This is a genomic window from Streptosporangium sp. NPDC053982, from assembly GCF_055585205.1.
The window spans coordinates 275,391-295,224 of sequence record NZ_JBVJKQ010000004.1 but is presented as its reverse complement, the minus strand read 5'-3'; the positions used below and the strand labels follow the sequence as shown (position 1 = coordinate 295,224).

Sequence of the window (19,834 nt, the reverse complement as noted above, 5' to 3'; positions counted from 1 at the left end):
GCATCGAGCCGCTCAGTCAATGATCACCGTCGCGAGGAGATCCTTCACCGCATTGAACCGCAGGCGTACCTTGCTGTGGTCTCCCGTGCTCTGCGAGATCGCCCGTTCGAAATCGGGGTAATCGGTGAGCAGGTCGACGAGGCCGACCTGGACCAGGTCACGCCGGGACATCAGCAGGGCCAGATCTTCGTCGGTCCGCTTCGCGAGGTTCACCGCAACGGTTTCGAAGAGGGCTTTGTTGATCGGGAACCTCCGCTCGACGTCACGATAGCGCTTGCGGAAGGCGTGAGGACCGAAAATATGGTGGGCGGCGTCCATAGCGCGAGCGAATTGCAGTTTGATGTGCCAGATATCCTTGCTCGTCATCTTGTCGATGGCACGCATGGACTCGCGAAGGAAGTGGTCGAAATCGGTGTACGCGTAGGAGGCCAGAGAAGTCAGCCGGAACGCGATGAACCGCAGGACCATCTCCCGATCAGCCATGCGCTCCGGGTTGACGCTCTTGTCGGTCGCCCGGAGGAACGACTCCGATCCGGCGAGTTCCCCGAGAAGCTCGCGAGCGCGGCCCGGGATGAGAGCGTGCCTGAGCTCCTGGCGGGACAGCGGCAGACCGCCCGTATTGATCCTGGCGAAGATGTTGAACTTCACCGCCTCCGGAGTGCCACGGCGGATCAGGTGGACGACCAGTTCGGTCTCCCGCAGCCGCAGTTGGAGGCGACCGGGAAGGTCGTCGAAGGCGCACCCGTCGTAGTCCTGGAGATACTCCAGGCCTTGGAGGAACAGCTGCTCCCTGCCGGCGCCTGACGGGTCGACGAACCGCCGTATCGCGGTGAGGCGCTGAATACCGTCCACGATCGTCCACACGTCGTCTTCACCCTCGGAGGCGTAGAGGGTGGGGAGCGGGATCCTGAGCAGCAGAGACTCGATCAGGCGGCTCTGGTGTTTCTCGTTCCAGATGCCGACCTTGCGCTGGAAGTCGGGCGCCAGATCGATCATGCCCGTTTTGATGCGTGACAGGAGCAGGTCCACGGTGGGGTTTCTGGTCACCACATCGATCAGCTCCGGATCGAACGGCTCATCGATCGCCTCGATGACCTCCAACTCGACACCCGTGCTCGCTCCTGCCGAGTCGTACTCGAACAGGACGTCGTCCTGTGCGGATCTCATCTGAGGGCTTCCCGAGGTTCGTGGTCCAACGCTCCGAAGGAGATCAGCGGGGTCTTTCCCGGAGGTGTTCGGTGCAGCAGCGGGCGGCGTCCTCACGAAGCCGCTCGTAGGACCGGTTACGGCCCAGCGGGCTCCTGGTCAGCCCGAGCGTCACGGCCCGGTCGAGGACGTCCGGGGCGTCGGTCTCCCGGTAGCGGCGGCCCGAGCCGCTGACCTCCTTCATCAGGATCTGCTTGGGGTCGGCCAGCTTGCCGGTGTCCCGGCCCCGGTGGCGGGCCGGGACCGACCAGGTTCCGCAGAGGGCGGTGAGGGCGTCCGGGAACAGCAGCAGCCACGACTCGATCTCCGACACGGCCAGGGCGTAGTGGGCCGTGCCCAGCGCGGACTCCAGCGCCTTCTCCACCCGCAGGCGAACGAGCGGATACCGGTCGTCGTCGACCGCGTCGAGGTCCTCGTGGACGAAGACGCACGCCACCGTCGTGTCGTCCCGTACGGCCCGCGCCCGGACCTTGCGGGCGAGCGTCTCGGCACGCGCGGTCAGGTTCGCACCGGTGGCCTGACGCAGGCGCACCGGGTCGCTGATCTCCACGACCCGACCCCGCATGTCGGGGCAGAGGTCCTCCAGCAGGATCCGGATGCCGAGCCGGTCGTTCCGGTCCTCACCGGCGACCACCACGACCGGTTTCCTGGCCGGCCGGGCGCGGGTGCCTCCGCGCCTGCTCACAGATCGCCGCCTAACGCCCCGGAGAACCACAGCTCACCCAGCGGCATCCCCTCGCTGGCCCGCACGATCTCCTCCACCCGGGCCGTCGGGATGGCCGGGATCAGGGAGGAGCCGTCCTCGCCACGTTCGCACACGATGAGCTCCTCCGGCCTGAGCCGGTCGGCGAGGGCCGGCGAGTGCGTGGCGATGATGAACTGCGTCCGCTCGCTGGCCTCCCGGACCCGCTCGACCAGCAGCTCCAGCGCCTGAGGATGCAGGCCGTGGTCGATCTCCTCCACGCAGGTGAGCGCCGGAGGATTCGGGTCGTGGAGCATGGCGAGGAGGCCGAGCAGCCGGATGGTGCCGTAGGAGGCGTCGAGCAGGGGGGTGCCACCTCGCAACCCCCGCTCGCGCAAGGTGACGACGACGGTGTGAGCCGCCCCCCAAGGGTGCTCGAAGTCGATGGCTTCGAGGTGAGGAAGGACCTCCACCGCGTCGGCCTGGAGGCGTTCCCAGGGCTCTTCGCCGGCGTCTCGCAGCGTCATCAGGAACCCGGCGAGGTTGGAGGCGTCGTCCTCGATGGCGTCATGACCGCTTTCCACGACACGGGACGGCAGACAGGCGCGGGTGACATCTACATCAAAGACACGGAAACCGGCAAGAAAATCAGCCAAGGCTACGACCTCCTGGCCTCCAAGCTTCTCGGACAGCCGAGGCAGGGTCGATAGAGCACTGGTCAGAGCGCTGAGGGTGAGTGCACTTCCTCCAGTGGATACGATCCTAAACGGAGGGGGTAGTCCCCCGATATTCCTGTCGCTGACCACGCCATCTTCCTTGACCTGGATCTTACGTCTGCCGCCGTTCGGCAGCGCCAGGTCGAAAGCCTCCGTTCGCTTCAACAATCGATCGTTCAGCACCATCTCGTACTCATCTGGCTGGTCACTGGCGAATGCTGACCACCTGCCTTTGAGACCAACCATGACGCGGTGAATCTCAGGATCGCCGCCACGGAAGACCAGCCGGTCAAACCCCCCACGCCTATCAAGGGCTGGACCCAGATCACTGCGGACGACGTCAGCCAAGAAGTCGAACACCTTCAGAACGTTCGTTTTTCCCGCGCCGTTCGGTCCGACCAGCACGTTGACCGGATTGAGGGGCAGCGTCACGTCCCTCAGGCTGAGGAAGTTCTGCACCTTCAGTTCGCTCAGACGCCGTACCATGATCCCCCGCTCTCCGGCCGGCTGGTACGGAGGTCGCGCCGCCGACCGTCCCCGGCTGTCGCGCACCATCTTCCCCGCCTCCGCAGCAGTGATCCAACAGGTTGACGAGCGTAGCGGTACGGAGATCCCATTCGGCGGTGAAGCCGTGAGACTCACCGGCCGCCGAGGGGACACCTCGGCGGCCGGTGACTCGGTAGGGGCAGAAGCGGGTCAGTGGCGGTCGAACTCGCCGGCCTTGGCGCCGTTGAGGAAGGCGTCCCACTCGGCGGGGGTGAAGAACAGCTTGGGGCCGTCGGGGTCCTTGGAGTCACGTACGGCGATCAGGTCGGGGTGCCCGTCCTTGTGACCGGTGCCGTCGCCGACGCTCGTCAACTCCGCCACTTCAACGCAATTGCCGCCATTGTCTCCGGAGAAGCTTGACTTGACCCACCTGGCGTTGCTCAGGTCCATTTCTCGACTACCGCCTTCTTGATGAGATCGATAGACATGTTGATCGGCAGCGCCTCGCTACGGATGGCGTCGAAACGCTCCAGGGCCACGGCGACGTCCTCGGGGTCGTTCGTGGTGATACCGCGCACGGCCGTCTCGGCATACAGTACGTCGCGCCCCGTCTCCAGGGTGGCGATTGCGAAGCCGCCCATCAAGCCCGAGTGCATGCCGTTCGGAATCACCTGAACGCTGAGGCGCTCGCCGGTCATCGACACGAGACGCTCCAACTGCTCTCGCATCACCTCCGGCCCACCGACCGGGCGGTAGAGCATCGCCTCGTCGATCACACACCGGAAGGACGGCGGACGCGGGCTCTGCCGAGCAAGGATGGTCTGCCGGTCCATGCGGGCCTCCACCGCCGCTTCGTTTCCGCGCAGCAGCACGCGGGCGTACGCCTCCGTCTGGAGCAGGCCGGGGAATACCAGTGGCTCATAGGTCCGGAGGGCGATCGCTTCCTGTTCCTTCTCGCGCCAGGGGCCGAACCAGGAGGGAAAGGTCTGGCCCTTCCGCCAGTCGAGGAGGCGGTGCAGGGCCCCACCCGTGTTGAGGACCTTGTCGCAGGTTTCGGCGAAGTCCGGGCTGGCGGGGAGCTGACCGGTCTCTACGCCGCTGATCAGCGACTCGCTGAAGTGGATCTTCTGGGCTAGCTGCCCCTGAGTGAGGCCCGCTCCCTTGCGGTAGTGACGAAGCTCCCGGCCCCAGATCGCCTGGGGGGTGTAGATGTTGGCCATTTCGCCCTCCTTGCCCGACTTCAAGGACAGCGCCGACAACCCAGCGCTCACCTTTCGCAACCGATCGAACACCCAAGGTAACTGAAATTCGGCGTGCTGAACATATTCACTCCGAGAAAGGCGAGGTGTTCAGAGCGGACCATCAGGGCATGCGGAAATTGTCGGACTTCAACGCACGCCAAAACCTGTATTTTTTCAGTTCAGCGAGAGGGGGTGCGAGAGCGGCAAGCGCCCATTGGTTCGCGACTAGGCCGCCCAACCTCCAGCTCACCGAATCAGGCCGAGCCTCACAGCCCATAAAAGTTGCTTCCCAATTGAATAAAGTACAGCTACGCCGGTCACCTCATGTTGTCGCCATATCAATTTGCCCGGTGACCGCCGCCACAATCAATGCCTGCTGCCTTTCTTAAATTAAGAGGATCTGATTCTTTAGAACTTTCATCGTTCGCTCATATCGACCGAATTCCACATCGATGCGCCGCGCAATTTCTTCTTGCTCTTGCCGCGGAGGGCAAGGGACGAGAAGATCAAGAAGGGCTCCAATGTTCACCCTAGCAAAAATGCTACCAATCTGAAGCGCCTCTAGCTGACTTTGCGCCATAAAATTCAGCACGTAATAAAGGTAAAGCTGACTCTCGGATTTGCTAGTTATCCTGCAGACGTCTTGCCCCATAGTAAACGGCTCATCCGTATCTACGTAAGAGGCGATTCCAACAGATGCGTTTCTGCTATAAATAATGTCTCCGCGCCGCGGCCTTCGCGGCCCATCGGCCAAATCTCTAAAGTCATCCCCATCTACGAAACGATGAGCTCGACTCAAGTCAAGCCTTCCGACCGTCACATCACCGGGACTCACCACAGGGTAACCATGGTCTACGTAGTCAGGGGTTCGATGCTTACAGTCAACTATCGACCATCTCCGCTTTAATGGAAGAACTCCCCAATGAATTGGGACACTAGGAACCCAGGGGCTACCGGTTTTGCGCCTGGTTGCCGACGAACTTTCACCCGCCACTAAAGATCTTATAAAAGCTGAACGTCGTTCCGATATTAAATTAACTTGACGTTCACGGAGCTCTTTCAAAGAATGCAAATATGCGATTTTAGCATCTAGATACTGGACGATACGCCGCTGCTCATCAGTTGGAGGCAGAGGAAGCCTCAGTTGCTCAATATCCGGCATATAGATCGTTTTATGCGTTGACCCTGCCGCCACCCGGCGAAGGTCAGGCGCCATCGCCCTCAGAGCATGCAGCAGATAACGCGGCTCGATCTTCGGGCCGCAGGTCCAGGTGGCGAAATCTTGGCTGGTCGCCATGTCCTGTCCCATGATCGCTGAGAAGCCGACCGACGCCGTGCGGGAGAGGATGACCGTCCCCGCCGGATGGAGAACCGCCGCCGAGTTGGCGAGGCCAAGGCGGCTGATCTTCTCCTTGGTCTCCACGACCGTGTCGCGCGTTCCGTCCCGGAGTTGCCAGACGTCGGCCAGAGTGATCCAGGGGATGGTGCAGTCTTCCCAGTACTCCGAGTGCTGGCGACTCGGCGTGTGGCCCGTGCCCAGCTTGGCGACGTACCTGATCGGTACAGTAGGCCACTTCGACTGTGCGAGCCACGGGGCCAGATCAGCGCCGCTCATCGAGTCACCTCACCCAAGAGCTTCTGAATCTCCGCCTCCAGCGCCCGAAGCTCCGCGTCGATCTCCTCCAGAGGACGAGGCGGCGTGTACACGTAGAAGTGCCGGGTGAACGGGATCTCGAACCCCAGCTTCGTCTTCGTATGATCCACCCACGCGTCCGGCACGTGCGGCAGCACCTCGCGGCGCAGGTACTCCTCGATCTCCGCCTCCCGCTCCGCCGGGGTGGAGTTCATCGACGTCAGCGGCACGTTCTCGTTGTCCCGCAGATCCGGGTCGGGCAGCGGGTTGTTCTTCCGGTCGGTCTGGAGCTGGCCTTCGGGGTCGCCGGCCGCGACCTCGGCCCAGACGGCCTTCTCCACCGGGGCGGGGAGCTTGCTCAGACCGTGCTCGGCGAGGGCGGCGTCCAGTTTGCCGGCGAACTCCAGTTTGGTGCCGCACGCCGTACCGGACAGGGAGCGCAGGGCGGCGAGCAGGGCGTCGCTGTGGTCGAACCTGGCGACGGCCTTGGCCTCGGCGACCGCGTCGGTGGTGGCGTCGGTGACCTCGAAGCGCTGGCGGAGCGGGCGTTCGACGGTGATGCGCTGGTAGCCGAAGGCGTGGCGCGGGAAGATCTTCACCTTGGCGTGGTGCTCGTGGTCGGCGTCGGCCGCGACGGCGAGGGCGTCCTTGTAGATCGCGGTCAGCTCGTCGATCCGCTCGTCGGGGATCACCTTGCGCTTGTCGCCGAGGGACTTGCGCATCTTCGTCCAGCACTCCCGGGCGTCCAGCAGGATCACCTTGTCCTTCAGGGCGGGGGCCTTGCGGTTGGACAGGATCCAGAAGTAGGTGGAGATGCCGGTGTTGTAGAAGAGCTGGTCGGGCAGGGCGACGATGGCCTCCAGCCAGTCGTTCTCCAGTATCCAGCGGCGGATCTCCGACTCCCCCGAGCCGGCCGCGCCGGTGAACAGCGGGGAGCCGTTGAAGACGATCGCGATGCGGGAGCCGCCCTGCTCGACCGGCTTCATGTGGGAGATCATGTGCTGGAGGAAGAGGAACGAGCCGTCGTTGATCCGGGGCGTCCCCGCGCCGAACCGGCCGGCCCAGCCGAGGTCGCGGGCCTCGTCCTCGACCTGCCTCTGCACCTTCTTCCACTCCACGCCGAACGGCGGGTTGGCCATGAGGTAGTCGAACCTCTTGTCGGCGTGGCCGCGGTGGGTGAAGGAGTTGCCGAGGATGATCTGGGAGGGGTCCTGGCCCTTGAGCATCATGTCGGAGCGGCAGATGGCCCACGATTCGGGGTTGAGCTCCTGGCCGTGGACCTTCACCGTGGCGTGCGCGTTGTAGCGGGTGATGTGCTCCTCGGCGGCCGACAGGATGCCGCCGGTGCCGCAGGCCGGGTCGTAGATCGTGCGGACGATGCCCGGCGTCATGATGTCCGCGTCGTCGGGGGCCATGAGGAGGTTGACCATCAGCTTGATGACCTCACGGGGGGTGAAGTGCTCTCCCGCGGTCTCGTTGGAGATCTCGGAGAACCTCCGGATGAGCTCCTCGAAGATGTAGCCCATCTGATGGTTGTCGACGACGTCCGGGTGCAGGTCGATCTCGGCGAACTTCGCGGTCACGAGGTAGAGCAGCCCGGCCTCGTCGAGGCGGGTGATCTGCTCGTCGAAGCGGTACCTGTCCAGCACCTCGGCGGCGCCGCCGGAGAACCCGCCGATGTAGGAGCGGAGGTTCCGCGCGACGTTCTCGGCGTCACCGATGAACCTGCCGAAGTCGAGAGGGCTGCGGTTGTAGAAGCTCGCCCCGGCCACGTCGCGCAGCATCCGGTCCACGGCCTGCTCCGGCAGGCCCCGGTCCTTCAGTTCCCCGGCCCTGGCCAGGACTGCCTGCTTGGTGGGGGCGAGCACGCAGTCGATGCGGCGCAGCAGGGTGAAGGGCAGGATGACCTTGCCGTACTCCGACTGGCGGTAGTCGCCGCGCAGCAGGTCGGCGACCGACCAGATGAAGTCCGCGTACCTCTGGTGGTTACCGCTCACGGCTCTCCTTCTTCACGTCGTGCGGGGGGCGGACGGGTCGTCATCGACGGGCGGGCGGAGGCCGCCGTGGGTGAGCCCGTCGGCGGTCAGCCGGATCAGATTCTCTCCCACTTCGGCCGCCTCCCGCAGCGCGGCGGCGAAGGACGTCAGCCGCCGGAACGCCTCGCCGTACGCGCGCTGTTCCTCGATGGGCAGCAGCGGCACCTCGGCGCGGCGGACGTCCACGCGGATGCCGGTGCTGGACGCCGGGCCGTAGTGGCGGAGGTTGGCCGGGCCGCTCAGGAAGCCGGCCAGGAAGTCGGGGTCCAGCGTCTCGGGGTCGGTCCGCAGCAGGTGTAAATGAGTGCCGAGTACGGCGCCGCCCCGGGTGAGGACCCGGGCGACGGGGACGCGGACGATCTGGGGCACCGCGACGTCGCCCGGCCGGGTCAGGATCTCCCGCCGCACCGCGTGAGCGGGGGTGCGGCCGGAGGGCGGCCGGTCCAGCACGACATCCTCGGCGGTCAATACGGCGGAGCCGTCGGTGACCTCGGTCTCCTCGCCGGGGCGGACAGGCGCCTGCTGGTGCAGGGTGAGCATGCCGCGCCGCAGGAGTTCCGACAGCGGCATGAGCGGCAGGTCGCGCGGTTCGGTCCGAACGGCGGGGGCCAGTTCGGCGACGGTGCGCAGCAGGTCGGCGAGGCGGTCACGGGTGCCGGTGACCCGTTCGGGCGCCAGGTTCGCGGCGGCGGTGGACAGGTGGCGGGCCGGGGTCAGGTCGATCTCGTCGTCCAGCAGGTCGATGACCGGCACCGTACGGCTCACCCCGGGTTCGTCCAGCTCCTTCCCGGCGTCGAACCGCCGCCAGGCCGCGACGGCCGTCTCGGCGTAGTCCTCAGGCCGTCCCGAGGTGTCGGCCATCAGGACGTGGCGGGGGGTGCGGGGTTCGGCGGGTCTGCGCAGCACCCACAGGTTCAGGGCGACCGCGACGTTGGGCACGGCTCCGGCGGGCAGTCCGATGACAGCGCGCAGCGCACCGCGGCGCAGCAGCTGGCCGCGGATGCGGCGGCCGGACCTGCGGTTGCCCACGGCCGGCGGCATCAGCAGTACGGCGACGCCGTCCGGGCGCAGGTGGGCCAAGGCGTGCTGGACCCAGGCGAGCTCGGACTCCATCCGGGGCGGCAGGCCGTACTCCCAGCGCGGGTCGGAGGTCAGCTCCTCGTAGCCCCAGGCGCGGTCGTTGAACGGCGGGTTGCACACCACCGCGTCGGCGGTCTCGCCGGGGAATGCGTCGGCGCGCAGGGAGTCTCCGGTGCGGACGTCGGTGTCGTCGCCGCGCAGGGCGAGCCGTACGGCGGTGAGCCGGGCGACGGCCGGGTCGGATTCCTGACCCATGACCCGGACGGCGGGTGAGCGGTCCAGCATCGCGAGGAGGTGGTCACCGGCGCCGCAGGCCGGATCGAGGACGCTGCGGACCCGTCGGCCCGGCGTCCCCGGGCCGGAGGCGCCGCGGACCCGCGAACCGGCCGATTCCTCCGGACCGGGCGAACCACCGTCCTGCGGACCGGCCGGTTCCGATCCGCTGTCACCGCGGGCCCGCGGACCCGCCGGTTCCTCCGCGCCGAGCCCGGCCAGCTCCAGGGTGAGCTCGATGATCTCGCGCGGGGTGAGGTGGAGCCGCCGGGAGTGGGTCTCGAAGTAGCGTTCGCGCAGGAACTCGAAGGCGTCGGATGCGCCGCGCTCCACGCCGAGCCGGGCGACGGCGCGGATCAGCGGAACCCGGTCCGGGGACAGGGCGGCGGGGAAGGACGGTGTGACCTCGCCCGCCCTCGCGAGGAGGGAGGGCATCACCTCGCGGACCCTCGGGGGGAGGCCGACGGCGAGCGCCGCGTCGTCACCGGACGCGAGCTCCGCCCAGTCCTGGGCGCGGCGGTGCGTGTAGACGAGGAACGCGCCGAGGTCGGCGATCAGGTCGGCGAGGTCGTCGTCATCGGCGACGGCCCGCAGGTCCTGCCAGAGCCACTCGTCGGGCGGCAGTTCCCGGTCATGGCCGGAGGAGCCGGGCGAGCCGGGTGAGAGCAGCCAGGCGCGGACCTCTGCCAGGGAGAAGGCGGGGCTGGTGGCCGTACCGCCGACGGGTTGCGGGAAGTCGGCGAACCGGCGCCGCCAGTTGCTCACCGCCGCCCGGCCCACCCCGGCCAGCCGCGCGATGTCGGCAGCGGTCACCTGGACGTCTCGCCGCATGTCGGCCGCCTCCCGGGGTCTTTCCGAACGTGAACCAAACCCTAACGCTGGACGTCTCTTCCCGGCAATGTCGCGGAAATCGTTTGTTGATTGAATCAACACGTGCTCTACTGGGTGGCGTCGGTCACACCACGCTGCTGGGCGAGGTGACGTGGCCGGCCGTACCCCGTGTGCGTTCATCCCCCTGAGGAGCCCCATGTTCAAGCGTGTTCTGGCCGCGCTCGTCCTGGCCGCCGCGACCCTCACCACCGGCGCCGTGAGTGTCGACACCGCCCACGCCGACACCGCCTACCGGGGCGAGGGCGACGAGGTCGTCCGCGTCCGCCTCACCAAGACCCCCGGCCTGCTGCAGTTCCGGCACGACGGCGAGGCCAACTTCATCGTCTTCACCGTCACCGCGGCCGGGAAGAAGCAGGAGCTGCTGGTCAACGAGATCGGCCCCTACAACGGCACCGTCATGTACAACACCTATGGCGGCAAGGGGACGGCGGCACTGGAGATCAAGGCCGACGGCGCGTGGAGCGCGGTCTTCAAGCCGCTGAGCAAGGCCCGCTGCTGGTGCTCCGGAACCGTCCGCGGCACCGGCGACCAGGTGCTCAAGCTCTCCCCCACCCGCGGACTGCGGACCGTCCGCTCGACCTTCAACGGCGAGGGCAACTTCATCGTCCACGGCTACACCCGCCCCGGCTCCTACGGCGACCTGCTGTTCAACCAGATCGGCTCCTACCGGGGCAAGGCCCTGCTGCCGTCGGGCACCCGCCTGGTCACCGTCCACGCCGACGGCTCGTGGGTCCTCACCCGCAACTGACCTCTCGCAAACGGCACAGTGTTGTGGCTCCTCTTTCTGTCAGAATGACAAAAAGCTAGTCTCACCGCATGACCGACGATCGCTGGGTGGCCCCCGCCGTACCGCTCGCCGTCGACCTGGTGATCCTGACGTTGCGCGGATCGCGGCTGCACGTGCTGCTCGTCGAGCGCGGCGTCGAACCGTACAGGGGCGCGGCGGCGCTGCCCGGCGGCTTCCTCGGGCACCTTGAGGAGGACCTCACCGCCGCCGCCCACCGGGAGCTGCTGGAGGAGGCGAACCTGGACGCCGAGACCCTGCCCCTGGAACAGCTGGGCGTGTACGGCGAGCCCGGTCGTGACCCGCGCGGCAGGGTGGTGTCGGTGGCCTACCTGGCGATCACGCCGAGGCTACCGGAGCCGACCGCCGGGACGGACGCGGCCGACGCCAGGTGGCAGCCGGTCGACCGGGTGCTCTCCGGAGAGCTGAAGCTCGCCTTCGACCATCGGCGGATCGTCACGGACGGCGTCGAACGCGCCCGCGTCAAGATCGAGCACTCCGCGCTCGCGACGGCGTTCTGCGGGCCGATCTTCACGATCACCGAACTCCAGGAAGTGTACGAGGCCGTGTGGGGCATCCCCCTAGATCCCCGGAACTTCTATCGCAAGGTCCAGAAGACCGATGGCTTCATCGTCCCGGTCGGATCGGCGCGGAAGGCCGCGACCGGACGACCGGCCCGACTGTTCAAAGCCGGTCCACGCGCGGTCCTGTACCCGCCGATGGTCCGGCCCGCCGAGTCGCCGAACACAAGTCGAGCAGAGAAGGAGCAGTGAAGTGAGCCGTCCCCCGATCGTGATCCTCACCGCGCTGGACCTGGAATATCAGGCGGTCCGCGAGAGACTGGTCGATCCGCGTCCGCATCGGCACCCACAGGGCACCCGCTTCGAGGTCGGCCGACTGGCGGACGGCCAGTGCAAAGTGGCCCTGACCCACGTGGGCATGGGCAACCAGGCCGCGGCGGTGCTGGCCGAACGCGCCATCCACGAGTTCGCCCCGGCCGCCCTGCTCTTCGTGGGGGTGGCAGGCGCCCTGTACCCCCACATCGCCCTCGGCGACGTGGTGGTGGCGACGCGGGTCTACGCGTACCACGGCGGAACGAGCGAGGACGACGGCCTCAAGAGCCGTCCCCGCGCCTGGGACATCTCACACGCCGCCGACCAGGCCGCCCGACACCTCGCCCGCGACGGTTCCTGGAAGCACCGTCTTTCCGCTGACGGCCAGGACTGCGAGGTGCGCTTCGCACCGATCGCCGCCGGTGAGGTGGTACTGAACTCCAGGATCTCCGCGCACGCCCGCTGGATCCGGGAGCACTACAACGACGCTCAGGCGGTCGAGATGGAGGGCGCCGGTGTGGCGCAGGCCGGGCATCTGAACAGGTCGCTGCCGGTGGTCGTGGTCCGGGGCATCAGCGACCGGGCCGACGGCACCAAGGAGAACACCGACCGTGAGTGGTGGCAGCAGCGGGCGGTGTCCAACGCTGCGGCGTTCGCCGTCTCCCTGGCCGAGGAACTGGCCACCGAGGCGCGGGACGACGCCCGGCGCACGACGACCGAGACGAGGAGGCCGGCGATGCCCGAGACCGTCAGGAACGTCGCGAAGGGGAACGCGCGGGTGGGAGTACAGGCCGGCACCGTGTACGGCGGAATCCGGATCACCCCGGAGCCCGCCCCGCCGGCCGACCTGGCGGAGGCGCTCACCGGTTTCCGTACCCGGCTCCAGCGGGCACGGGATGCCGGTCACCTGGACGACGACACCTATACGGCGGCGGAGGCGGAACTCGCCGTGGCCGACAAGGCGCTGGAGACCGACACGCCCCAGAGCCGGGGCAGGCTGACGCTGGCGCTCAAGAAACTGCGCGGGCTCATCGGCGACGTTGCGGAACTGGCCGCGGAGCTGGCGATCATCATCGGCCTGGCTCAGGGGCTGTCGTGACGGCTCCAGGCGCCTCCACGACGAACACCGCCGATGGTTCCGCCTATGTCGGAGCGCAGGTGGGAACGATCCACGGCGATCTCCACGCCTACGTGATACCCGCGGACGCCTCTCCCAAGGAGAAGTTCGAGGCCGGTGTCCGGTGCCTCGACGGCGACATGATCAGCCAGGCACGGCGGCTCATCGATGAGGCCTTCTTCGCCGAATACCGGACCGACAGGGTCCGTTTCTACCGGCTCCTCGCTCTGGTGAGCGGCCGGACCCGGCGCGAACTGTCTAAGGAAGAGACCGCCGTGCTCCAGAAAGCGCTGAGCAGCCGACACGTCGCCGGTGCCGACGAGTGGGCGGAAGGGCTGCAGGTCCTTCACCGTCTGCTGGACTCCGCGAGAAAGTCCGATGCGGACAGCCGCGTCCTCCTGAAGGAGGTCGACGCGCTCGGTCCGCTCCAACGCACCTTGATCCTGCGGCATCTCGAGTCGTTCCTTGAGGGACCACTCAAGGATCAGATGTGGCACGAGGCATGGAAGCTGGCCGAAGCCGAACGCATGGCCGGTGGCCGGGTGGACCGGGTCTGGAAGTTCTTCACGCCGAACCCGGCCAGGCCGCAGAAGCGTCAAGCGCGACCATCCGCGATCTCCATGTCCACCTGGACCAGGGCTGTGACGGCGACGGCCGCCTTCGTCGTGGCGTCGATTCACATCGGCTACCTGCTGGTCCAGGCAGGCCATATCTCCGCGTTCCTCGTCTACCTGCTCAGCGTTACCGGCGGCTTCTTCGGCGCGCGCGACGGTGTGAAGTGGCGCTTCCGCGTCATACGGCGTCGCGCGAAGGACGAGGAGTACGGGACACCCCGGCAGCGCGCGACCAACGCGTCGCCCGGTGGCTTCGCACGGCAGGTGGAGCATCGCTTCGATCACTACTTCGCCATATATCTTCCACAAGGCGTCGACCGCGATTTCTGGCTGTCCACGACGGCGGGAATCCGCAGAAGCCTTCGTGACGAGGTGGTAGAGGTCTATCGGGAGTCGAGGATCGGCGTCGAGAAGATAGCCTGGCTGATCCGGCACCGTGCCGGCGACGTCAGGAAGCGCTGGAAGAACGGCACGCTCTGGAGCTACCGCGACGAGCTCGCCACGCCTCCGTCGGTGAAGGCGGTCACGATCTTCGGGTTGACCGCCTTCATCGCCGGAGGGCTTTGGGCAGTGGGTGGCGCGGTGTCGGCCAGTCCTCTGAGCGCGGCCTGCTCAGCGGGCATCGCGCTCATAGGCGGGTGGATCGCCGCCCGTACCTGGCTGCACATCATCCTGGAGCGTCGCCGGTGTGCCGCCGACGAGGTGGAGAACAGGCAGACGAAGGAGAGCGACGAGATGGCCTTCGCCCGGTGGCGGGCGAAGCTGACCGACAAACCCAAGGACCGGGAGATGGCCGCCTGGCTGGACTACGACCGGAAAGTGCTGCTGAACGAGGCGCTGCGGCGTTATGAGCTGAAGATGAGTGACGTCATCGCCCACGCCTTCATCGAGACGCCCGCTGCCTCGAGCCCGCGCGCGCGAGCACTACGCGGCCCTTGGCGTTACAAGAAATATCGGCTCCTTATGTTCCTTCTCACCGCGGACGGAGTGCGTGAACTCACCATCACGCTCGATTTCGAACAGGGTTCGTTCCACATCCGGCGACGAGCCAACTACAGCTTCGAGAAGATCGCGGCCGTACGGGTGAGCCAAGAGGACGACGGCAGGCAGGTGTTCGAACTTGCGCTCGTCAACGGTCAGGAAGTCCGTGTCGAAGCGACCGATCCAGGGCCGGAGGAACTCCAGGAGGGAGAAGAACCTGAAACGGTGTCCGAGGCGACGCTGGACGCTTCGGGTCTTCGCCGTACCCTGCACATCCTGGAAGGGATCGCCGCCGAAGGGAAGGGCTGGATCACTCAGGAACACCACCGTGAAGGAAAGCAGCGAGGAGCGACGTGAGGGCATGAAGGTCTCGGAAAGCCGTATCGCGACCGTTCCGAGGTGGTCGTTCCCACGGTGCAAGGCGCTGAACGGTCCCGCAGGCCGTCCCGGGTCCCGCAGGTCAGGTCCAGAGATGAAGCGCCGGATCGGCGAGGGCGTCGACGACGTCCTCGCCTCGGAGAACGTGTTCGGCGCCGGGCAGATCCCGGTAACGCAGCATGGCGTACAGGACGTCGGCGAAGGGCTGGTCGAGGAGCGACGCGACGATCTCGTCCGCCTCCTCGATCCCGGCGGACCGCAGCAGGCGGACGCGCTCACGGAGCATGCACACCGTCCGGATGAAGGCTGAGGCGCGGCCACGCACCAGGTCCGCGCGGTTCAGGCCGAAGACCTCGATCGTGACACGGCCCCGGGACGTCACGGCCTCGTAGACGCCCGTGCTCAGTACGAGTTCCAGGTGCTCGTACGGGTCCTCCGCGGAGGGGTCGACGAGCAGCGGCTCACCGTCCTCGCCCCGGGGGAAGAGTTCCCGCTTCTGGTGGCTGTTGCAGTGCGAGCAGGCTAGGAGGTGGTTGGGCCAGTCGAAGGCGCGCAGCGGCGCCTGGGCCAGGGGCTCGAAGTGATCGATGTCCGTTCCGAGCCCGTCCCCGCAGTACATGCATCGTTTGATTCCCGCCGCCATGGCGGTGAGGTGACGTGCCAACTGCACCCGGACGACTCTGGCTGACTTCCAGGCCACCCGCGCCGTCGGGCAGTCCGCCTTGGCCGCGTGCAACTCGTCAGTGCTGTCGCGGAGCCTTTCGGCCAGCTCGGGGGGAAGCGTCACGCGACGGATATGGATCATGGATTGTCGGCGATCCTCGCGGCGACCTCGTCCACACGGGCGGTCAGGGAGCTGGTGAGCGTCTCCCGCAGACGCTCGTACTCCCGATGCTCCTCGGCGGTCGCCTTTCCCCGGAGGACCGCGCGTTCCAGTGCCGTGAGCCTGCGTCGCATGCTCTCGGCATGGTGGGAGTAGGGCGAGTCGATTCCGAAGAGGTCGCTGAGGAGAGCATCGTCACCGCTGCCGTAGACGATGCGTTCGTACAGGTCCTCGTCGACGACGCGAGGAGGCACGTCCTCGTCGACTCCGGGAAGCCGGATCAGCCCCCCGGGGTCGGCGCTCTGGCAGACGTAGGGGCTGTGCGAGGTCACAATGAACTGGATGTTCGGGAAGTGACTCTTGAGCCACCCGCCGATCTTCTTCTGCCAGCTCACGTGGAGGTGGACGTCGACCTCGTCGATGAGGACCACACCTGACATGTCGACCAGTGGTTTCCCCTCGGATCTCCCCGGATACCAGGGGCGGGCCATCGGCAGATTTTTGTGATAAGGCACCTGGTACATCTGGCGGACCATGTCGAGGACGAGTGCGGTGACGGTGCGGTAGCCGTCGCTCAATTCTCGGAGAGGGATGCTCTGGCCGTCCCGCCTGGCCCACAGTCCATCGCTGTCAACCCGCTCGACATGGAACCCGTCCGGCAGCAGCCCGTCATTGAGAAGCTCCGTGACGAAGCCCAGGAGTCGCTCGGCGCCCGGTCGCCCCTCCAGGCGGCGAAGATGCAGGTCGATGAGCCAACCGACGCTTTCGGCGAGGGAGGCGTCCTCGTGGAAGAGACTGGCCAGGCGGGAGACCGGCCCGCCGCCCAGTATGAGCCGCTGCGCGTCCAGCGAACCGCCGACCAACCGGCGAAAGGGGCCGTATCCCGCGAAGAACCAGCCCAGCGGGTTGTCCGCCCATGGCCCATGGACGGCGATCTCGCCGTCTCCCCGGAGGATCGGCTGCGGACCATACTCCCCCGAGTCGCCGATCGGTTCCCGTGACCAGGTCAGCCGGGTGGGAAAAATTCCGCCTTGAGACCGCGCTCCGGCGAGGTGGTCCCAACGCTCGTCGGAAACGATCTCGGCCTCGACGAATCCCTCCAAGGACCCGTTGGAGATCCACCCGTCGAAGGCAGGAACGAGGCTGCGGGCGGCGGAGGGCCCCGCCATCGCCAGGGCGAGGGCGCGTAGCAGAGTCGACTTGCCGGAGCCGTTCCGGCCGGCCAGAACCGTCCAGCCGGCGTGGCTGCCGTCCGGGCGGGTCAGCCGGAGATTCACGCTGCGGGGACCGGAGAAGCCGCGAACGCCGGAGACCTTGATCTCGGCGATGTGCATCCGTCGACTCCTGTCCGTGACCTCGATGATCGGGCGCCCTGTTCCTCGAACAATAGGCCCTGACCATGGCCCGATCACACTCGAACGCCCACATGGCGCCGACGTACCCCGCTTACCGCCGGTCACCAGGTGCTCGTACGTGGTGGCGGGCGCTCGCTACGGGTGTCATGGGATGTCTCCGGCGACAAGGCACCCGGATGGCCCTCCACACGACCGGTCGCTTCCCTTGCGCCTGCCGATCCCCTCCGGCCTACCAGCGCTCCACCAGGTGCTCGCGGCCGGACGGCGGGTCGTACGGTTCCGGCCAGTAGTCGACGATCCGGCTGATCATCCCCTGCTCGGAGATCTCGAACCACACGCAGGCGTCCTGGCGCTCCGCCCCGACGCGTGCGTCGATCCACGCCGCGGCGTGCCGACCGTCGGCGACGACGCGCCGCAACTCGAGGTGCCAGTCACCGGGGTATTCCATGTTGAAGCGGAGATAGGCCGCCTTCCCCCGGATCCGCTCCCGGCTCTGCGGCATCTCGTAGACCACGTCCTCGGCGAGCAGGGCGCCGAGGCCCTCCCAGTCGCGCCGCTCGGTGTTGTCGACATAGGCGCGCACGGCCTGCCTGGTCTCGGAGGTCTCGTCCATTCGCCAGACCCTACAACCGATCATCGCCGTAAATCCGATGAAGCCTCCCGGGCGTCCCGCTAGCGTGGCCCGGGTGACGAGACTCCCCGAGCTCTACGTGGCCGTCGACGTGGAGGCGGACGGGCCCATTCCCGGCCCCTACAGCATGATCTCGCTGGGGATGGCCGTCGTCGGCCGTCCCGAGCTGACCTTCTACACCGAGCTCAGGCCCATCTCCGACGACTTCGTGCCGGAGGCCCTCGCGGTCTCCGGGCTCGACCGCGACCGTCTGGTGCGGGAGGCTCCGGCGGCCGAGGACGCCATGGCCGCGGCCGCGCGCTGGGTCAACGGCCTGCGCCGGATCGGCCGGCCGGTCTTCCTGGGCGGCCCCGCCGTCTTCGACGGCATGTTCACCCACTGGTACTTCCTCCGCTTTCTCGGCAAGAGTCCCTTCAACGCCTCGGGAGCCGGTCTTGACCTGCGGAGTTACTGGATGGGGATGACCGGTTGCGAATGGGCCGGTTCGCGCAAGAGCGAGATCAAGCAGCGCCTGAGGATCACGGACCTTCCGCATACGCACCATGCCGGTGAGGACGCCGCCGAACTGGCTCAGGTCTTCGACGCCGTGCTGAGCAGCCGCCGGGACGGCGAAGCCGCTCGGCACGAGGCGCAGCGGCCCTCTTCTCCTTGAGTTCCGGACCGCTTTCCTGGGCTCCGGGGACCGCCCCCTGAGCTCCGGACCGCGCCGCCGGCCACATCACCGCCGTCCGCCCGGCCCGGGCCCAGCCGCCCGGACACCCGCGCCGCCGGCGTACGGGATCGGCCTTTATCGCGGATGAAGCATGAAAGGAATTCTGTCAGCCGACGGTCAGGCCCACAACGCCCATTTCGGCCCGTAGCTTTCCGTGTAGACGCAATTGTAGGAGGTCCACCATCCCCACTGGATACCGAGGTTTCCGCCGTTGAGGCAGTCGGAGTAGAGGTAATAGACGTACCTGATGCTGTCGGCCTGGGCGGGGGCCGTTCCCACCGACAGCGCCAGGCCGGTGGCCAGTGCCGCGGTGACGGCCAGCGATCGAGCTCTGCCCATTTGACTCTCCCTCGGGTCTCGCGACGGACATCCTGGAAAGAATGACAGCGCCGCCCACCCCCGGCGAGTCCCGGAATTCTCGCGGCGCTCCTGCGAAATCGTGACCTCGCCGGATATCGACGGAGAGCCGCGACGTCTCTGAAACATTCACGCTCAGGACGCCGGCCCGGAACGGGGAGGATTCAAGCCGGTGGGGGCGATGAACAGCGGAAGAGCCATGCCCCGCCGGGGGCGGGCATGGGGATACGCTCGCCTGCGGCGTCCGGAACGACGGGAGAGGTGGTTGTGCCGTGCGGGAGGTGCGCGGGATCGGACCCGGGGAGGCGGCCGAGGCCGCCGGGGTGCTGGCACGGGCCTTCGACGGGTACGCCTGGACGAGCTGGACGGTCGCCGCCGACCGGCACCGGGAACGGCTGGCCGGGTTGTTCCGGATCACGGTCGAGGAGGTCGGCCTGCCGTACGGGGAGGTGTGGGCCGCGGACGGCGGCGACGGGCGGATGGCGGCCGTGGCGGTGTGGCTGCGGCCCGACCGCCCGGTGCCGGGCGAGGTCTGGCAGGGGCTCGCCGACCGGGAGGAGGAGCTGTCCGGAGACCGTCACGCGGCGATGCTCGCGGCGGAGTCCGCCTGCGCGGTGCTGCGGACCGGTGAGCCGTCGTTCGTGCTGGCCACCGTGGGCGTGCTTCCGGAGCGGCAGGGCGGCGGGGCGGGTACGGCGGTGCTGCGCCCCGGCCTGGCCGAGGCCGACCGCGTCGGCCTGCCCGCCGTCCTTGAGACCTCGTCCGAGGGCAACGTGCGCTTCTACCGGCGGCTGGGGTTCGAGGTGACGGGCGAGATCCGGGTGCCCGGCGGCGGCCCGCGCGTCTGGGCGATGCGCCGCCCGCCGGCTCCGCCGTCACGATGAGGCGCCCCGCTTCGTCATCATGAGACGCGCCGTATCAGGCATCGCGTGGTTCGGGCGGGTTCTCCTCCCCGCCGCCGGCAGACGCCACGGGGACACCCGCCGAGTCGCGTAACCGCCGGGT

18 protein-coding genes are annotated in these 19,834 nt (G+C 67.5%); 6 read left to right on the top strand and 12 right to left on the bottom strand.

Features of this window, described 5'->3' with window-relative positions:
- Positions 1 to 12 precede the first annotated feature (12 nt).
- The 8 genes from ACZ6W9_RS08810 to ACZ6W9_RS08775 form a co-directional block, all read right to left on the bottom strand.
- On the bottom strand, positions 13 to 1,167 hold the full coding sequence (locus ACZ6W9_RS08810) for a GmrSD restriction endonuclease domain-containing protein (protein WP_470117068.1): 1,155 nt from the start codon (positions 1,165 to 1,167) through the stop codon (positions 13 to 15).
- A 43-nt stretch (positions 1,168 to 1,210) separates the two neighbouring features.
- Positions 1,211 to 1,891, bottom strand: a complete 681-nt coding sequence (locus ACZ6W9_RS08805) for a hypothetical protein (RefSeq protein ID WP_470117067.1) — start codon at positions 1,889 to 1,891, stop codon at positions 1,211 to 1,213.
- Complete coding sequence (locus tag ACZ6W9_RS08800; RefSeq protein ID WP_362933938.1) at positions 1,888 to 3,159, bottom strand: AAA family ATPase; 1,272 nt, start codon at positions 3,157 to 3,159, stop codon at positions 1,888 to 1,890. Before ACZ6W9_RS08800 ends, ACZ6W9_RS08805 begins: the two co-directional genes overlap by 4 nt.
- 141 nt (positions 3,160 to 3,300) lie before the next feature.
- On the bottom strand, positions 3,301 to 3,540 hold the full coding sequence (locus ACZ6W9_RS08795; RefSeq protein WP_362933935.1) for a DUF397 domain-containing protein: 240 nt from the start codon (positions 3,538 to 3,540) through the stop codon (positions 3,301 to 3,303).
- Complete coding sequence (locus ACZ6W9_RS08790; RefSeq protein WP_362933932.1) at positions 3,531 to 4,310, bottom strand: helix-turn-helix domain-containing protein; 780 nt, start codon at positions 4,308 to 4,310, stop codon at positions 3,531 to 3,533. Before ACZ6W9_RS08790 ends, ACZ6W9_RS08795 begins: the two co-directional genes overlap by 10 nt.
- Before the next feature lie 406 nt (positions 4,311 to 4,716).
- Positions 4,717 to 5,946, bottom strand: coding sequence for a restriction endonuclease subunit S (locus tag ACZ6W9_RS08785; protein WP_470117064.1), 1,230 nt, complete (start codon positions 5,944 to 5,946; stop codon positions 4,717 to 4,719).
- The gene (locus tag ACZ6W9_RS08780; RefSeq protein WP_470117062.1) at positions 5,943 to 7,961 is read right to left on the bottom strand and encodes a type I restriction-modification system subunit M; all 2,019 of its coding nucleotides are present in this window, start codon (positions 7,959 to 7,961) and stop codon (positions 5,943 to 5,945) included. The genes ACZ6W9_RS08785 and ACZ6W9_RS08780 overlap by 4 nt, the downstream gene beginning before the upstream one ends.
- A 12-nt stretch (positions 7,962 to 7,973) precedes the next feature.
- Entirely contained in the window at positions 7,974 to 10,184 is a 2,211-nt protein-coding gene (locus ACZ6W9_RS08775) for an N-6 DNA methylase (protein WP_362933923.1), read from the bottom strand.
- A gap of 196 nt (positions 10,185 to 10,380) precedes the next feature.
- On the opposite strand from ACZ6W9_RS08775, the gene ACZ6W9_RS08770 reads away from it, so the two are divergent.
- The 4 genes from ACZ6W9_RS08770 (at position 10,381) to ACZ6W9_RS08755 (ending at position 14,930) form a co-directional block, all read left to right on the top strand.
- Positions 10,381 to 10,992 carry a hypothetical protein gene (locus ACZ6W9_RS08770; RefSeq protein ID WP_470117060.1) on the top strand — a complete coding sequence of 204 codons (612 nt, stop codon included), beginning with the start codon at positions 10,381 to 10,383 and terminating at the stop codon, positions 10,990 to 10,992.
- Between the two features lie 68 nt (positions 10,993 to 11,060).
- On the top strand, positions 11,061 to 11,801 hold the full coding sequence (locus tag ACZ6W9_RS08765) for an NUDIX hydrolase (protein ID WP_470117058.1): 741 nt from the start codon (positions 11,061 to 11,063) through the stop codon (positions 11,799 to 11,801).
- Between the two features lies 1 nt (position 11,802).
- Positions 11,803 to 12,960 (top strand): 5'-methylthioadenosine/S-adenosylhomocysteine nucleosidase family protein, encoded by a 1,158-nt coding sequence (locus tag ACZ6W9_RS08760; protein ID WP_470117056.1) that lies wholly within the window; start codon positions 11,803 to 11,805, stop codon positions 12,958 to 12,960.
- Positions 12,957 to 14,930, top strand: coding sequence for a hypothetical protein (locus ACZ6W9_RS08755; protein ID WP_470117054.1), 1,974 nt, complete (start codon positions 12,957 to 12,959; stop codon positions 14,928 to 14,930). The genes ACZ6W9_RS08760 and ACZ6W9_RS08755 overlap by 4 nt, the downstream gene beginning before the upstream one ends.
- A 103-nt stretch (positions 14,931 to 15,033) precedes the next feature.
- Here ACZ6W9_RS08755 and ACZ6W9_RS08750 read toward each other — a convergent pair whose 3' ends face one another.
- The 3 genes from ACZ6W9_RS08750 to ACZ6W9_RS08740 all read right to left on the bottom strand — a co-directional run bounded on the left by ACZ6W9_RS08750 (position 15,034) and on the right by ACZ6W9_RS08740 (position 17,742).
- Entirely contained in the window at positions 15,034 to 15,738 is a 705-nt protein-coding gene (locus ACZ6W9_RS08750) for an HNH endonuclease (RefSeq protein WP_470117052.1), read from the bottom strand.
- Positions 15,739 to 15,752: 14 nt separating this feature from the next.
- Entirely contained in the window at positions 15,753 to 17,108 is a 1,356-nt protein-coding gene (locus ACZ6W9_RS08745) for an AAA family ATPase (RefSeq protein ID WP_470117050.1), read from the bottom strand.
- A 250-nt stretch (positions 17,109 to 17,358) separates the two neighbouring features.
- Entirely contained in the window at positions 17,359 to 17,742 is a 384-nt protein-coding gene (locus ACZ6W9_RS08740; protein WP_470117048.1) for a nuclear transport factor 2 family protein, read from the bottom strand.
- 73 nt (positions 17,743 to 17,815) lie between these two features.
- Between ACZ6W9_RS08740 and ACZ6W9_RS08735 the strand changes: the two genes are divergently transcribed.
- Entirely contained in the window at positions 17,816 to 18,412 is a 597-nt protein-coding gene (locus ACZ6W9_RS08735; RefSeq protein ID WP_470117046.1) for an exonuclease, read from the top strand.
- A 177-nt stretch (positions 18,413 to 18,589) separates the two neighbouring features.
- Here the strand turns inward: ACZ6W9_RS08735 and ACZ6W9_RS08730 are convergent, their stop codons facing one another.
- Positions 18,590 to 18,811, bottom strand: coding sequence for a hypothetical protein (locus ACZ6W9_RS08730; protein WP_389969491.1), 222 nt, complete (start codon positions 18,809 to 18,811; stop codon positions 18,590 to 18,592).
- Positions 18,812 to 19,101: 290 nt separating this feature from the next.
- Between ACZ6W9_RS08730 and ACZ6W9_RS08725 the strand changes: the two genes are divergently transcribed.
- Positions 19,102 to 19,713, top strand: a complete 612-nt coding sequence (locus ACZ6W9_RS08725) for a GNAT family N-acetyltransferase (protein ID WP_470117044.1) — start codon at positions 19,102 to 19,104, stop codon at positions 19,711 to 19,713.
- Positions 19,714 to 19,834 lie beyond the last annotated feature (121 nt).